The 14,077-nt window shown below is 70.7% G+C and carries 13 protein-coding genes and 1 tRNA gene; 9 read left to right on the top strand and 5 right to left on the bottom strand.

Annotated features, from left to right (window positions below; genetic code table 11):
- The first annotated feature begins 41 nt into the window (after nt 1-41).
- The 5 genes from AB0F62_RS23320 to AB0F62_RS23340 all read left to right on the top strand — a co-directional run bounded on the left by AB0F62_RS23320 (nt 42) and on the right by AB0F62_RS23340 (nt 5,044).
- A complete protein-coding gene (locus tag AB0F62_RS23320) occupies nt 42-770 on the top strand; it encodes a DNA methylase (RefSeq protein ID WP_361802220.1) in 729 nt (242 codons plus the stop codon).
- Nucleotides 767-1,660, top strand: coding sequence for a bifunctional DNA primase/polymerase (locus AB0F62_RS23325; protein ID WP_361802222.1), 894 nt, complete (start codon nt 767-769; stop codon nt 1,658-1,660). The genes AB0F62_RS23320 and AB0F62_RS23325 overlap by 4 nt, the downstream gene beginning before the upstream one ends.
- Before the next feature lie 355 nt (nt 1,661-2,015).
- Nucleotides 2,016-3,158: a DUF3631 domain-containing protein gene (locus tag AB0F62_RS23330; RefSeq protein ID WP_361802225.1), complete on the top strand. Its 1,143-nt coding sequence runs from the start codon at nt 2,016-2,018 to the stop codon at nt 3,156-3,158.
- A 222-nt stretch (nt 3,159-3,380) separates the two neighbouring features.
- The gene (locus AB0F62_RS23335; protein ID WP_361802228.1) at nt 3,381-3,569 is read left to right on the top strand and encodes a helix-turn-helix domain-containing protein; all 189 of its coding nucleotides are present in this window, start codon (nt 3,381-3,383) and stop codon (nt 3,567-3,569) included.
- A 59-nt stretch (nt 3,570-3,628) separates the two neighbouring features.
- Complete coding sequence (locus tag AB0F62_RS23340) at nt 3,629-5,044, top strand: site-specific integrase (RefSeq protein ID WP_361802231.1); 1,416 nt, start codon at nt 3,629-3,631, stop codon at nt 5,042-5,044.
- 135 nt (nt 5,045-5,179) lie between these two features.
- On the opposite strand, the gene AB0F62_RS23345 is transcribed toward AB0F62_RS23340, so the two are convergent.
- Nucleotides 5,180-5,261, bottom strand: a tRNA-Tyr gene (locus AB0F62_RS23345).
- Between the two features lie 186 nt (nt 5,262-5,447).
- Here AB0F62_RS23345 and AB0F62_RS23350 point away from each other — a divergent pair.
- The 4 genes from AB0F62_RS23350 (at nt 5,448) to AB0F62_RS23365 (ending at nt 9,379) form a co-directional block, all read left to right on the top strand.
- Entirely contained in the window at nt 5,448-5,936 is a 489-nt protein-coding gene (locus tag AB0F62_RS23350) for a YajQ family cyclic di-GMP-binding protein (RefSeq protein ID WP_018558836.1), read from the top strand.
- Nucleotides 5,937-6,147: 211 nt separating this feature from the next.
- On the top strand, nt 6,148-7,470 hold the full coding sequence (locus AB0F62_RS23355) for a radical SAM protein (protein WP_361802234.1): 1,323 nt from the start codon (nt 6,148-6,150) through the stop codon (nt 7,468-7,470).
- Entirely contained in the window at nt 7,471-7,923 is a 453-nt protein-coding gene (locus tag AB0F62_RS23360) for a flavodoxin family protein (protein WP_361802237.1), read from the top strand.
- Nucleotides 7,924-7,996: 73 nt separating this feature from the next.
- A complete protein-coding gene (locus tag AB0F62_RS23365; protein WP_361802240.1) occupies nt 7,997-9,379 on the top strand; it encodes an FAD-binding oxidoreductase in 1,383 nt (460 codons plus the stop codon).
- Between the two features lie 60 nt (nt 9,380-9,439).
- Here AB0F62_RS23365 and AB0F62_RS23370 read toward each other — a convergent pair whose 3' ends face one another.
- The 4 genes from AB0F62_RS23370 to AB0F62_RS23385 all read right to left on the bottom strand — a co-directional run bounded on the left by AB0F62_RS23370 (nt 9,440) and on the right by AB0F62_RS23385 (nt 14,074).
- A complete protein-coding gene (locus tag AB0F62_RS23370) occupies nt 9,440-9,841 on the bottom strand; it encodes a YccF domain-containing protein (RefSeq protein WP_361802243.1) in 402 nt (133 codons plus the stop codon).
- A gap of 143 nt (nt 9,842-9,984) precedes the next feature.
- The gene (gene htpX / locus AB0F62_RS23375; RefSeq protein WP_361802246.1) at nt 9,985-10,845 is read right to left on the bottom strand and encodes a zinc metalloprotease HtpX; all 861 of its coding nucleotides are present in this window, start codon (nt 10,843-10,845) and stop codon (nt 9,985-9,987) included.
- 119 nt (nt 10,846-10,964) lie between these two features.
- Entirely contained in the window at nt 10,965-12,509 is a 1,545-nt protein-coding gene (locus AB0F62_RS23380; protein ID WP_361802249.1) for an NADH-quinone oxidoreductase subunit N, read from the bottom strand.
- On the bottom strand, nt 12,509-14,074 hold the full coding sequence (locus AB0F62_RS23385; RefSeq protein WP_361802252.1) for an NADH-quinone oxidoreductase subunit M: 1,566 nt from the start codon (nt 14,072-14,074) through the stop codon (nt 12,509-12,511). The genes AB0F62_RS23380 and AB0F62_RS23385 overlap by 1 nt, the downstream gene beginning before the upstream one ends.
- Between the last annotated feature and the right edge of the window lie 3 nt (nt 14,075-14,077).

A 14,077-nucleotide genomic window follows, 5' to 3' on the forward strand; every position in this document is an offset into this window, starting at 1 on the left:
GCTCCGTCTCAGTCCCCAACAGAGAACTGGAGATCTCCAGAATGACCCAACCCACCCCCAGTAGGCGAGGCTTAACCCGGCCGCGCCTGCTGGACCTGTTCTCCTGCGCCGGTGGCGCTGCCATGGGCTACCACCGCGCAGGGTTCGACGTGGACGGCGTCGACATCGCCCACCGACCGAACTACCCCTTCCCCTACCACCGGGGCGACGCGTTGGAGCGACTCGCGGCACTCATCGCGTCGGGGGAGATCGAGCGGTACGCGTTCGTCCACGCCTCACCCCCATGCCAGGCCGGATGCGCCCTCACCGTGGGCACCAACGCCTCACAAGGGTGGGGCGGCACCCACGTCGACCTGGTCGCCCCGACGCGGGAACTGTTGAACGCCACCGGCCTGCCGTACGTGATCGAGCAGCCCAACGGCCGCGCCGCCATCCGCAAAGACCTCTCCCTGTGCGGGGAGATGTTCGGGCTCGGAGTCCTGCGTCACCGGAACTTCGAGCTGGGCCGCTGGACCGTGGCGCGGCCAGCCCATCCAAGGCACCGAGGCTTCGTGCGCGGCTACCGCCACGGGGTCTACCGGGACGGCCCCTACGTCGCCCCGTACGGTTCCGGCGGAGGCAAGGCCACTGTCCCGGAGATGCAGGCGGCGATGGGGATCACGTGGACGGACGTCCGCGAGGAACTGACCGAAGCCATCCCGCCCGCCTACACACAGTGGATCGGCCGCACCTACCTCGCGATCGTGGGCGCCGGGGCGGTGGCGGCATGACCACCTTGCTCAATGCCGCGCTGGACACGATGGCGCGGGGCTGGCCCGTCTTCCCGCTCCGTCCCGGACGCAAGGCGCCGGCGCTGCACGGGGAACGTTCCTGCCCCCGCACTGGAGACTGCACGGCCGGGCACATGAAGTGGGAGCAGCGCGCCACCACCGACCCCGACCGCATCCGCGCCGCATGGTCGCAGAGGCCGTTCAACGTCGGCATCGCCACCGGCCCGTCCGGGCTGCTGGTCGTGGACCTGGACACGCTCAAGCCCACAGACGAAGAAGGAACGCCTGACGGCGTAACCGCCTTTGCGGCGCTCTGCGAGCGCGCCGAACAGGTAGCCCCCATCACGCGCACGGTGCGGACTGCGGGAGGCGGCCGGCATCTGTACTTCGCCGCCCCGCAAGGGGCAAGGCTGGGCAACACTGCCGGCGCGCTCGCGCCGAAGATCGATACTCGGGGCTGGGGTGGGTACGTCGTCGGCGCCGGCAGCGCGACGCCACACGGCCTGTACGCGGTCGAGGACGACGCCCCCGTTGCAGTGCTACCCGAATGGCTTCACAACGCTCTGACGCCCCCTCAGGGGCCCGCGGGAACGGCGATCCGGCCAGCGCCCGTCCGCAACGCCACCCGCTGTGCGGCGGTTGCACTCGAACGCGAGACCGCCAGCGTGGCCGCGCGCCACGATGCCGGGCGGCGCAATGACGAACTACTGCGGGCCGCGATCCGCGTCGGCCGGTACGTCGCGCGCGGCGACATCGACCGCACAGCCGTAGAGACGGCGTTTCAGGAGGCAGGCGAGTCGGCGGGACTCACCGCTGCCGAGTGCCGCGCCACGATCCGCAGCGCACTGAACTACTCCCTACGCACAGTCCGCCCCCGGGAGACGGCATGACCACCCCCGGACCCACCCCCCGCCTGAAACGCCTCACCTCCACCCCGAACCAGCCCCGCCCCGCCACACCGGCTGGCAGGCCCGCGGCGGGTGGTGCGCCGAAGGTCGCCGCCGAAGGCGTCCTTCCAACTCTTTGTCCTGACCCGTCGCCCGGCGACGGACGGACCCCCGTGGCGTGGTTGCACGTGTCCGCGCCCACGTCCTGGCGCCGGACCGCGGTCGCCCGGTCCTGGTGCGCCTGCGGATACGACCGCAAAGCCACCGGGAAAGCCGACGTGCTGCGCCTGATCGACGCCCACACCGCGCACCGGGACCCCTGTCCGCTGCGCAACCGAGACCAGAGGAGGAAGGCCGCATGAACGACGGCGCGGCTCTGCTGAGCGAGGTGGAAGCCTTCCACCGCCGGTTCAACGTCTTCCCGCTGGAAGCCGCCTACGTCGCGGTGGTCCTGTGGGACGCGCACGCGCACCTGCTGGACTGCTTCGACGCCACGCCCCGGTTGGCGTTCCTGTCGCCGGAGCCGGCGAGTGGGAAGTCCCGGGCGCTGGAGATCGTGGAGACCCTGGTCCCGTATCCGATGGTCGCGGTCAACGCGTCTGCGTCCGCGCTGTTCCGGGCCGTGTCCGGGCTGAGCGCGCGGCCCACGATCCTGTTCGATGAGATCGACACCGTCTTCGGCCCCAAGGCCGGGGAGAACGAACAGCTGAGGGGATTCCTCAACGCCGGACACCGCCGCTCCGGAGTGATGTACCGGTGCGTGGGCGACGGAGCCAACCAGCAAGTGCAGGAGTTCCCCTCGTTCTGCGCCGTGGCCGTCGCCGGACTCGGCTCGCTGCCGGACACGATCCTGACCCGCTCGGTCATCATCCGGATGCGCCGCCGGGCCCGCAACGAGCGCGTGGAGCCGTTCCGGCAGCGCGTCCACGAGGGCGAGGGACACGCGTTGCGGGACCGCCTCGCCGCGTGGGCCGAAAGCGTCCGAGATCGGGTCGAGGGAGCCTTCCCGCAGATGCCCGAAGGCGTCACCGACCGGCCCGCGGACGTGTGGGAAGCCCTGCTCGCCGTGGCGGACGCGGCCGGCGGGGACTGGCCCAAGCGGGCCCGGGAAGCCTGCGTGGAGCTTGTGAACGCCGCCAAAGTGGACGACAAGGGCAGCACCGGCATCCGGCTGCTCACCGATCTGCGGGACCAGGTGTTCAACGGCATCGACCGCCTGCCCACCGTCGCCGTCCTGGACCGGCTCCACAGCCTCGAAGAGGCGCCGTGGGCGGACATGGCCGGCAAGCCTCTCGATGCCCGTGGGCTGTCCCGGATGCTGCGCGAGTACATGACCGGCGACAACACCCCCATCGCCGCACGCAACATCAAGGCCGGCGGCAACGTCATGAAGGGCTACTACGCCACCGACCTCCACGACGCGTGGCAGCGCTACTGCCCACCCCCCTCTGGAAGTCCGCTACTTCCGCTACCTCCGCTACCGCGCAGGTCAGAGGCCTAGATCAGGTAGCGGATAGCCCTCCCTCATCCGCTACCGCGCCGCTCCATCCGCTACCCGCCCCGGCCACGCAGCCCAGGGCCGGTAGCGGCTCTATCCGCTACCGCTACCCCTATCCGCTACTTCGATCATGCCCCTGACCAGGGTGGTAGCGGAGGTAGCGGAAGTAGCGGATCTGGCAGGAAGGGGGCCGACGACGGCCCACACACCCGAAGGAGTGCCTTCATGGCCCGCCCACCCGTACTCAAGCTCCCCGAAGTCCTCGAAGAGATCGGCATGAGCCGCGCCGCCTTCTACCGGATGCGCGCCCGCGGCCAGGCACCGCGCCTCATCAAGTTGCCCAACGGCCAGATCCGCTGCCGTCGCACGGATCTCGACACGTGGTGGGCGACCTACGAGCTGAACGCCCACTGATCAATCCGCAGGGCCCGCCGGAGGCAACCGGCGGGCCCTACTTCTGGCATCGGAGATCCATGAAACTGACGTACGACGTGCGCATTTACGCGCTGGAGATCCGTTCGGACCGGCCCAAGCCATACCGGTTGCGCTGGCTTGTGGGTACGAAGAAGCACTCCAAGAGCTACACGCTCAAGGCTCAGGCAGACGGGCGACGCTCGGAGTTGATGAGCGCCGTACGTTCAGGCGATCAGTTCGATGAAGAATCCGGCCTGCCGGTATCGGAGCTGCGGGCGCAGCGCGGTTCAGTCACCTGGTATCAGCACGCCCGTGACTACGTGGACCGCAAGTGGGACCTGGCGCCCGCCAAGTCGCGCAAGTCGTACGCCGATGCCCTGGCCACGATCACGCCCGCCCTCGTGAAGACGCGCACCGGCATGCCGGAGCAATCCGCCCTGCGACGTGCCCTCTACGGCTGGGCTTTCAACCGGAACCGGTGGGCTGAGACCCCGCCCAAGGAGATCACGGACGCCCTGGCATGGATGGAGCGCCACTCACTGCCCATATCTGCGCTGGAAGATCCGGCGACTCTCCGGCAGGCATTGGACGCTCTGGGGAAGAAGCTGGACGGCAAGCCGGCCGCCGCACGTACCGCCCGCCGCAAGCGAGCGTGCCTGAGCGACGTCCTGGGCTTTGCCGTGGAGGCGCAGTACTTCACCATGCCGGTCAATCCCCTCGCCGCCGTGAAGTGGACGGCGCCGAAGACCGTGGAAGACGTGGACCCCGAGGCCGTCGCCAATCCCCGGCAAGTGCGGTCTCTCTTGTCCGGAGTCCGGGAACAGGGCCAGCGAGGGGAACTCCTGGAAGCGTTCTTCGGGTGCCTCTACTACGCCGCCATGCGCCCAGCAGAGGCAGCGGCGCTGACCCGGGACCGATGCCACCTGCCGGAGACCGGATGGGGTGTCCTGACCCTGCGGAGGGGCGTCGTGCGGGCGGGCCGCGGCTGGACGCGCGACGGGAAGGCGCATGAGGCCCGGCACCTGAAAGCTCGCGCCGAACAGGACTCCCGTCCTGTGCCCATCCCTCCGCACTTCGTCGCGATGCTCCGAGCCCACCTCGACCGGCACGGCACCGCCCCGGACGGCCGGCTGTTCCGCACGGCACGCGGTGGGCTGCTGCAAGAGAGCGGCTACGGAGACGTGTGGGCCAAGGCGAGGGCCGCGGCGCTCTCGCAGGAGGAAGTGGCGTCTCCCCTCGCCCGGCGTCCGTATGACCTTCGCCATGCCGGGGTGTCGTTCTGGCTCAGCTCGGGAGTGGACCCGATGGAGTGCGCACGGAGGGCTGGCCACAGCCTTGCCGTCCTTCTCCGGGTCTACGCCAAGGTGCTGGCGCACACCCGGGAGCGAGCCAATGAGCGCATCGACGCGGCGCTCAGGGAGTGGCACACGCCAGAGCCTCCGTCCCCCGGGGGACACCTGGGGGACACGCCCTGATCAGGGGTGCCACTCACCCGAGACAGGGCGAGACAAAGCCACTGTTTTCGGTTCTCGTTCGGTAGGGCTGGAAGCGGCACGAAAAAAGCCCCTCTGAGCAGCGTTTCTGCTGGTCAGAGGGGCTTTTCGCTCCTGTGGCGGCGCCAGGATTCGAACCTGGGTAGGCTAAGCCGACGGATTTACAGTCCGCTCCCATTGGCCACTCGGGCACACCGCCTGGGAAGTGTCTCCGCGGGCCGCTTGCGCGGTCCCCGTGGCGACGTCGTAAACAATACCCGATGCGCGGGGGTGCTCCGCCACCCAATTGATCAGCGCTTCGGGCGGGTCCGGTGGCTAGGCTTGCGGGGGCGGCCCGGAGGCGGGTCGCGGACCTTACGGATCAGAGCCAAGGAGCCAACAGAAGATGGCCGACTCCAGTTTCGACATCGTCTCGAAGGTCGAGCGGCAGGAGGTCGACAACGCCCTCAACCAGGCCGCGAAGGAGATCTCGCAGCGCTACGACTTCAAGAACGTCGGCGCGTCGATCTCGTGGTCCGGGGACAAGATCCTGATGCAGGCCAACTCGGAGGAGCGGGTCAAGGCCATCCTGGACGTCTTCGAGACCAAGCTGGTCAAGCGGGGCATCTCGCTGAAGTCGCTGGACGCGGGCGAGCCCCAGCTGTCCGGCAAGGAGTACAAGATCTTCGCGACCATCGAGGAGGGCATCTCCCAGGAGAACGCCAAGAAGGTCGCCAAGATCATCCGCGATGAGGGGCCCAAGGGCATCAAGGCGCAGGTGCAGGGCGAGGAGCTGCGCGTGACCTCGAAGAGCCGGGACGACCTGCAGGCCGTCATCGCGCTGCTGAAGGGCAAGGACCTCGACTTCGCGCTGCAGTTCGTGAACTACCGCTAGCGCGGACTTGCCGGAGGTCCCGGTCGGGAGGAGGCGACCGGGGCCTTTGTCGTGCGCCGACGCGCCGCCGCCCCGCGCGGAGGGGGCGCATTCGGAGGGTGCCGCCCGGGAACGTGCCGCAGGTGCGTAGTGTCTTCCTGTTAGGTCTCCTCGGGGACGCCCCGCTCGCCGGCGGCGGACCCGGGGCAGTGTCTCGAGGATGGAGCCGGGCATGCAGAGCCGCACCGCTTTGGTCGAGGACCTGATGAGCCGCTTCCCGCACGTCCCGCGCGAAGCGGTCATCAAGGAAGACCTGCTGCGCGGCGGGATCGCCTTCGACGAGTCCGCGCTCAGCGGCGGCGAGGGCGGGGACGTCAAACCGAAGTCCTACTTCATCTTCTCCTTCGACCACCGCACCCTCCCCGAGTTGGGCGCCGCCGCGCTGAACCGCCCGCCGGAGGAGATCGTGCTGACCGGCGGGCCGTACGACCTGCGCCGCACGGTCGTGTCGGTGCGGGTGAACCCGGCCTCGCCGTACCGCGTGCGCGCGGGCGGGCGCGGTGTGCTCGGCCTCTACCTCGACGGGGTGCGCATCGCGGACGTCGGTCTGCCGCCGATGCCCGACTACTACCGGCACACCCTGGAGAACGGGAAGTCGGTGATGGAGGTCGCGCCGACGATCCAGTGGGGCTACCTCATCTATCTGACGGTCTTCCGCGTGTGCCAGTACTTCGGCGCCAAGGAGGAGTGCCAGTACTGCGACATCAATCACAACTGGCGTCAGCACAAGGCGGCCGGCCGGCCCTACACGGGCGTGAAGCCGGTCGAGGAGGTGCTGGAGGCCCTGGAGATCATCGACAAGTACGACGAGGCGAAGACCTCCACCGCGTACACCCTCACCGGCGGGGCGATCACCTCCAAGGTCGCCGGGCGGGACGAGGCGGACTTCTACGGCCACTACGCGAAGGCCATCGAGGAGCGCTTCCCCGGCCGCTGGATCGGCAAGGTCGTCGCGCAAGCGCTGCCCAAGGAGGACGTGCAGCGCTTCAAGGACTACGGCGTGCAGATCTACCACCCCAACTACGAGGTGTGGGACCGCCGCCTGTTCGAGCTCTACTGCCCCGGCAAGGAGCGCTACGTCGGCCGCGACGAGTGGCACCGCCGCATCCTGGACTCCGCCGAGATCTTCGGTCCGCGCAATGTGATCCCGAACTTCGTGGCGGGCGTGGAGATGGCCGAGCCCTTCGGCTTCACCAGTGTCGGCGAGGCGATCGACTCCACCGCCGAGGGCCTGCGCTTCTTCATGTCGCAGGGCATCACCCCGCGCTTCACCACCTGGTGCCCCGAGCCGACGACGCCGCTCGGCAAGGCGAACCCGGAGGGGGCGCCGCTGGAGTACCACATCCGGCTGCTGGACGTGTACCGCGCGACGCTGGAGGAGTACGGGCTCAGCTCGCCGCCCGGCTACGGCCCGGCCGGCCCCGGCAACGCGGTCTTCTCGGTGAGCTCCTTCATGGACAGCCTGCCCGCGTCGGCGCCTGTCGGAGTGAGCTGAGTGCCGACCCTGCTGATCGTGCATCACACGCCGTCGCCGAATCTGCAGGCGATGTTCGAGGCGGTGGTCGCCGGCGCGACCACGGACGAGATCGAGGGCGTGGACGTCGTGCGGCGGCCCGCCCTCGCGGCGACCGCCTCCGACGTGCTCGCGGCGGACGGCTACCTGCTGGGCACGACGGCGAACCTCGGCTACATGTCCGGGGCGCTCAAGCACTTCTTCGACCAGGTCTACTACCCGTGCCTGGACGCCACGCGCGGCCGTCCGTTCGGCTATTACGTGCACGGCGGCAACGACGTCACGGGCACCGTCCGCGGCATCGAGGCGATCACGACGGGGCTGGGCTGGACGCGGGCCGCGGCCGCCGTGACGGTCACCGGCGAGCCTTCCAAGCCGGACCTGGAGGCCTGCTGGGAGCTCGGCGCGGCCCTGGCGGCCGGGCTGGCGGACTGACCGCGCGGGCCCGGCGCCGACGTGCCGGGCCCAGACCCCCGTCCTACCGTGGAGGTGGAGAGAGGGGGCACCGATGGCACCCCATGTCCTGGACGGCGCGGCCCTGGACGCGTTGCGGTCCGGCTTCGCGGGGGAGGTGGTCGTCCCCGGCGACCCGTCGTACGACGAGACCCGCACGCTCTTCAACGCGATGATCGACCGTCGGCCGTCGCTGATCGCGCTCTGCGAGACGGTCGACGACGTCGCCGCGGCGATCCGCTTCGGCCGTGACCGCGGCCTGGAGATCGCCGTGCGCGGGGGCGGGCACAGCGTCGCCGGCATGTCCCTGACCGACGGCGGGGTCGTCGTGGACCTGCGGCGCATGCACGCCGTGGTCGTCGACCCGCGGGCCCGCACGGCGCGGGTCGGCGGCGGCGCCACGATGAGCCACCTGGACCGGGCGACCCAGCCGTACGAGCTGGCCACGACCGGGGGCCGGGTGTCCACCACGGGGGTGGGCGGTTTCGCCCTCGGGGGCGGATCGGGCTGGCTGGAGCGCAAGTTCGGGCCGGCCTGCGACAGCCTGGTGGAAGCCGAGCTGGTCACCGCGGACGGCACCTTGGTGCGCGCCGCCGAGAACGAGGATCCGGAGCTGTTCTGGGCGCTGCACGGGGGCGGCGGCAACTTCGGCGTCGCGACCTCGCTGACGCTGCGGCTGCACCCGCTGCCCGCATTCACCATGGCCCTGCTGCTGTGGCCGGCGGAGGCCGGTCCCGAGGTGCTGCGCACCTACCGCACCCTGCTCGCCTCCGCGCCGGACGAGGTGGGCGGCGCCATGCTCTTCCTGACCGGGCCGCCGGAGGAGTTCGTGCCGGAGCACCTGGTGGGCGCGCTCGCCTGCGCGGTCCTGGTCACGTACGCGGGCACCGAGGCCGGGGCGCGCGAGGTGCTCGAGCCGCTGCTCGCGCTCGGCCCCGAGGGCCGGCTGGTCATGGAGCTGCCGTACGCGGATCTGCAGTCCATGCTCGACGACCCGCCCGGCTACCGGAACTACTGGTCGGCGGAGTATCTGGACCACTTCCCCGACGAGGCCGTGGACCGCTTCTGCGCCCGTGCCCGGGACATGGTCGTCCCCTCCCCCTCCCAGCAAGTGCTGTTCCCCGCGGGCGGCGCCGTGGCGCGGGCCCCCGCCGACTACCCCATCCCGTGGCGCCGGTCGCCGTGGGTCGTCCACCCGTTCGGCCTGTGGGCCGACCCGGCGGACGACCGGCGGGCCCGGCAGTGGGCGCACGACATCCGGGACGACATGCGGCAGTGGTCCTCCGGCGCGGTCTACCTGAACTTCATCGGCGACGAGGGCTCGGGGCGTGTGGTCGCCGGCCTCGGCGCGCACAACCTGGGGCGCCTGGCCCGGGTGAAGACCGCGTACGACCCGGACAACGTCTTCCGGCTCAACCACAACATCGAGCCGGGCTGAGCCCGGACCGGCGGCGGGGCCCGGCGGGCGGGCCCAGTGTGGATCTCGGCGGGCGGCGGTTCAGCGGGTGGCGTACGGGGCCTCGACGGGGACGATTTCACGCCCGAGCGGCACCAGGGAGATCGGCACCATCTTGAAGTTCGCGATGCCGAACGGGATGCCGATGATCGTCAGGCAGAAGCCGATGCCCGCCAGCACATGGCCGATGGCGAGCCAGATCCCCGCGAAGATCAGCCAGATGATGTTGCCGAGCAGCGACCCGACTCCCGCGTCGCGGCGTTCCACCGTGGTGCGCCCGAAGGGCCACAGCACGTAGTTGGCGATCCTCAGGGACGCGATCCCCCAGGGGATGGTGATGATGAAGATGAACATCAGCAGCCCCAGCAGGGCGTAGCCGATGGCCATCCACAGCCCCCAGATGATCAGCCACACGACGTTCAGGACGAGGTTGACCGCCTTCATTGCCTCAGCCTCCCACGCGCCGGGGACCCCCGCCTGTCCGGAGGCCGGTACCGTCGGTCCGTCACTCGTCCCCTGTGGATCCCCTACCCGCGAACGGCGCCCCGCGCACTCGGCGCGCCGTTCCTCCCGCCGTTCCCGGGAGGTCAGCGGCGGTAGCCGGCCATCTCCTCGAGGCGGGTGATGCGTTCGGCCATGGGGGGGTGGGTCGAGAAGAGCTTGGACGCGTCGCCGGGCCGGAACGGATTGGCGATCATCAGATGGCTGGTGGTCTCCAGCCGGGGCTCCGGCGGCAGCGGTGCGCGCTTGGTGCCCGCGTCCAGCTTGCGCAGCGCCGAGGCGAGGGCGAGGGGGTCGCCGGTGAGGCGGGCGCCGGAGGCGTCGGCCTCGTACTCGCGGGAGCGGCTGACGGCGAGCTGGATCAGGGACGCCGCGACGGGGCCGAGGATCATCATCAGGAGCAGGCCGAGCAGGCCCGGGCCCTCGTCGTCGTCGGAGCGGCCGATGGGGATCAGCCAGGCGAAGTTCACCAGGAACATCACCACGGAGGCCAGGGCCCCGGCGACCGAGGAGATGAGGATGTCGCGGTTGTAGACGTGGCTGAGCTCGTGGCCGATGACACCGCGCAGTTCGCGTTCGTCGAGCAGACGCAGGATGCCCTCGGTGCAGCAGACGGCGGCGTTGCGCGGGTTGCGGCCGGTGGCGAAGGCGTTGGGGGCCTCGGTCGGGGAGATGTAGAGCCGGGGCATGGGCTGCCGGGCGGCGGTGGAGAGCTCGCGCACCATCCGGTACAGCGCCGGTGCCTCGAACTCGCTGACCGGGCGGGCGCGCATGGAGCGCAGCGCGATCTTGTCGCTGTTCCAGTACGCGTAGGCGTTGGTGCCGAGGGCGACGACGAGCGCGACGATCAATCCCGTACGGCCGAAGAAGCTGCCGATGATCAGGATGAGAGCCGACATTCCGCCCAGGAGCGCGGCGGTCTTCAGGCCGTTGTGCCGGCGGTGCACGGTACACCCTCCAAGTTGTGCATCAGGAGGACTTTCTCTCCTCGTTCAAGGAGAACCTCCTGTAGGGGGCAACGCCACCGGAGGGGCGTTAGTTCCCTTGTGCACCTTCCACCGGGCGCTCAGAGCAGGGTGCCGGAGGCGAAGCGGAGGATGAGCTGGGGTGCGCCGGACAGGGCGATCCCGACGATGGCGGTGAGCGCGATGGCGGCGCTGAGCGGGCGCGGCGGGCGCAGGGCGGCGGCCTTGTCCGCGCCGGTCCACTCGGTGCCGGTCTCCTCGGTGCCGGTCGGCTCCGTGGCGGGCTTCGCGTACAGCAGGGCCGTCCAGCGCAGGTAGTAGACGAGCGCGATGACGACGTTGACGGCCATCACGGCGGCCAGCCAGCCGAGGTCCGCGTCGACCGCCGAGGAGAAGACGGCGACCTTGGCGAACAGGCCGATGAACCCCGGCGGCAGACCGGCCAGGCAGAGCAGGAAGAAGGCCATGGCCGCCGCGGCGAAGGGGTGGCCGGTGTGGAGTCCGCGGTAGTCGCCGAGCCGGTTCTGCGGCGCGGTGCGGGCGACGAGCGCGGCGACGCCGAAGGCGCCGAGGTTCACGGCGCCGTACATCAGGGCGTACGCCAGGGTGGTGCCGACCTGGCGGTCGGGGTCGGTGTACGCGGCGGCGGCGATCGGGACCAGGAGGTAGCCCGCCTGGCCGATGGACGACCAGGCCAGCAGGCGTACCGCGCTGCGCGGGCGGTCGGGCCGCTGCACCAGCGCGGCGACGTTGCCGACGGTCATGGTGAGGGCCGCCAGGACGGCGACAGCGGGGCCCCAGACGTGCGCGTACGGCCGGAAGGCGACGACCGTGACGAGGATGAGGCCGGCGAACCCGGCGGCCTTGCCGACGACCGACAGGTAGCCGGCGACGGGGAGCGGGGCGCCGGTGTAGGTGTCGGGGACCCAGAAGTGGAAGGGCGCGACGGCGAGCTTGAAGGCGAAGCCGACGACGGTGAGGGCGGCTCCGGCGGCGGCGAGGGTGTCCAGGCGCGGGTCGACGCCCTCGAGCCCCTTGGCCATGGCACCGAGGTGGAGGGTGCCGGTGGCGGCGTAGACGAAGCTGACGCCCAGAAGGGTGACGGCGGTCGCGGCGACGGAGGACAGGAAGAACTTCAGGGCCGCCTCGCTCGACAGCCGGTCGCCGCGGCGCAGGCCGACGAGGGCGAACGCGGGGAGGGTGGTGACCTCCAGGGCGATCACCAGGGTCGCCAGGTCCCGGGAGGCGGGCAGCAGCGCGGCGCCGGAGGCCGAGGACAGCAGCAGGAACCAGAACTCGCCGGCCGGCAGCTCGTCGAGGGTGTGCACGGACAGCAGCGCGGCGATCAGCGCTCCGGCCAGCACCAGCAGTTGCACGACGAGCGTGAAGTGGTCGGCTACATAGGAGCAGTCGGCCGGGCTGCCGACGAGGCAGAAGGTGGTGCGGTCGCCGTCGAGCAGCGGAAGCAGACTGAGCCCGGCCAGGACCAGGCCGCCGAGGGTGACCCAGGCGAGCGGCCGCTTGCGGCCGTCGGGCAGGAAGAGGTCGGCGACGAGTACGACGAGCGCGGCCGCCGCGACGATGGCGGGCGGGGCGATCGCGACCCAGTCGACCGACTGGACGACGGAGGTGGCGAGGGTGCTCATCAGCTGCCTCCGAGCAGGGTGCGCACGGCCGGGTCGGTGAGGCCGAGCAGGGCGGCGGGCCACAGGCCGGCGAGGACGGTGAGGACGACCAGCGGGGTCCAGGCCGCGAACTCGTAGCCCTTGACGTCGGCGAGCGCCGGCGCGGCGTGGACGGTGTCGCGCTCGCCCATGCAGACGCGGCGCACGACGACGAGGAGGTACGCGGCGGTGAGCAGGGTGCCGAAGGCGGCGATCGCGGTGAAGGCCAGGTAGGCGCCGCGGTCAAGCCCTGGGGCGGGCTTGAACGAGCCGAACATGGCGAGCATCTCGCCCCAGAAGCCGGCCAGGCCCGGCAGGCCGAGGGAGGCGACGGCCGCGAAGGCGAGCAGCCCGCCCATGCGGGGGGCCTTGCCGTACAGCGCGGCGCCGGTCTGTCCGGCGAGGGTGTCCAGGTCGGTGGAGCCGTAGCGGTCCTTGAGCGCGCCGACCAGGAAGAAGAGCAGGCCCGTGATCAGGCCGTGGGCGATGTTGGCGAACAGCGCGCCGTTGACGCCGGTGGGGGTCAGGGTGGCGATGCCGAGCAGGACGAAGCCCATGTGGCCGACCGAGCTGTACGCGATGAGCCGCTTGAGGTCGCCGCCGGCGCCGCGGCGGGCCAGGGCCAGGCAGGCCAGCGACCCGTAGACGATGCCGACGACCGCGAAGGCGGCCAGGTAGGGCGCGAAGGTCTGCATGCCCTCGGGGGCGGCCGGCAGCAGGATCCGCACGAAGCCGTACGTGCCCATCTTGAGGAGCACGCCCGCCAGGAGCACCGAGCCGACGGTGGGGGCGGCGGTGTGGGCGTCGGGGAGCCAGCTGTGCAGGGGCCACATCGGGGCCTTGACGGCGAGGCCGAGGCCGATGGAGAGGACCGCGATCAGTTGCGTGGAGTGACCGAGTGACGACCCGTTGTCAGTGGCGAGTGCCACCATGTCGAATGTGCCCGCCTCGAGCCCGACGAGGAGGAGGCCGAGCAGCATGATCACGGAGCCGAGGAGGGTGTAGAGGATGAACCGGAGGGCGGCCTTCTCCCGGTTCTCACCGCCCCAGCGGGCGATGAGGAAGTACATCGGGATGAGGACCATCTCGAAGGCGAGGAAGAAGAGCAGCAGGTCGAGCACGGCGAAGGTGGCCAGCGTGCCCGTCTCGAGGAAGAGGAGGAGCGCGACGAACGCCTTCGGCGAGGGGCCCGCGGGCATCTTGAAGTAGCTGTAGAGCGCGCAGAGGAAGCTCAGCAGCGCGGTCAGGACGAAGAGGGGGAGGCTGATGCCGTCGATGCCGAGGTGGATGCGGATGCCGAGCGCCGGGATCCAGCTGATGTCGGTGCTCGCCTGCATCGTGGCGGGGTGGTCGTGGTCGAAGCCCGCGGCGAGGACGATGCTCAGGACGAGGACGAGACCGGTGACGGTCACGCCGTGGCGGAGCACGGCCTGGTCGGGGTTCCTGCCCTTCAGACCGGGCGGGGGCGGCAGCAGGGCGCCTGCGGCGCCGAGCAGCGGCAGGACGACGGCGGCCGCGAGGACGTACTGGAGGACGGTGTCGTTCACGGC

This window comes from Streptomyces sp. NPDC026673 (assembly GCF_040638135.1).
Lineage (GTDB): Bacteria > Actinomycetota > Actinomycetes > Streptomycetales > Streptomycetaceae > Actinacidiphila.

Coding starts and splice junctions, on each gene's coding strand:
- AB0F62_RS23370 (WP_361802243.1), bottom strand. CDS start 9,841: ATGAAGGCGGTCAACCTCGTCCTGAACGTCGTGTGGCTGATCATCTGG.
- AB0F62_RS23340 (WP_361802231.1), top strand. CDS start 3,629: ATGAAACTGACGTACGACGTGCGCATTTACGCGCTGGAGATCCGTTCG.
- AB0F62_RS23320 (WP_361802220.1), top strand. CDS start 42: ATGACCCAACCCACCCCCAGTAGGCGAGGCTTAACCCGGCCGCGCCTG.
- AB0F62_RS23325 (WP_361802222.1), top strand. CDS start 767: ATGACCACCTTGCTCAATGCCGCGCTGGACACGATGGCGCGGGGCTGG.
- AB0F62_RS23350 (WP_018558836.1), top strand. CDS start 5,448: ATGGCCGACTCCAGTTTCGACATCGTCTCGAAGGTCGAGCGGCAGGAG.
- AB0F62_RS23335 (WP_361802228.1), top strand. CDS start 3,381: ATGGCCCGCCCACCCGTACTCAAGCTCCCCGAAGTCCTCGAAGAGATC.
- AB0F62_RS23365 (WP_361802240.1), top strand. CDS start 7,997: ATGGCACCCCATGTCCTGGACGGCGCGGCCCTGGACGCGTTGCGGTCC.
- AB0F62_RS23330 (WP_361802225.1), top strand. CDS start 2,016: ATGAACGACGGCGCGGCTCTGCTGAGCGAGGTGGAAGCCTTCCACCGC.
- AB0F62_RS23355 (WP_361802234.1), top strand. CDS start 6,148: ATGCAGAGCCGCACCGCTTTGGTCGAGGACCTGATGAGCCGCTTCCCG.
- AB0F62_RS23380 (WP_361802249.1), bottom strand. CDS start 12,509: ATGAGCACCCTCGCCACCTCCGTCGTCCAGTCGGTCGACTGGGTCGCG.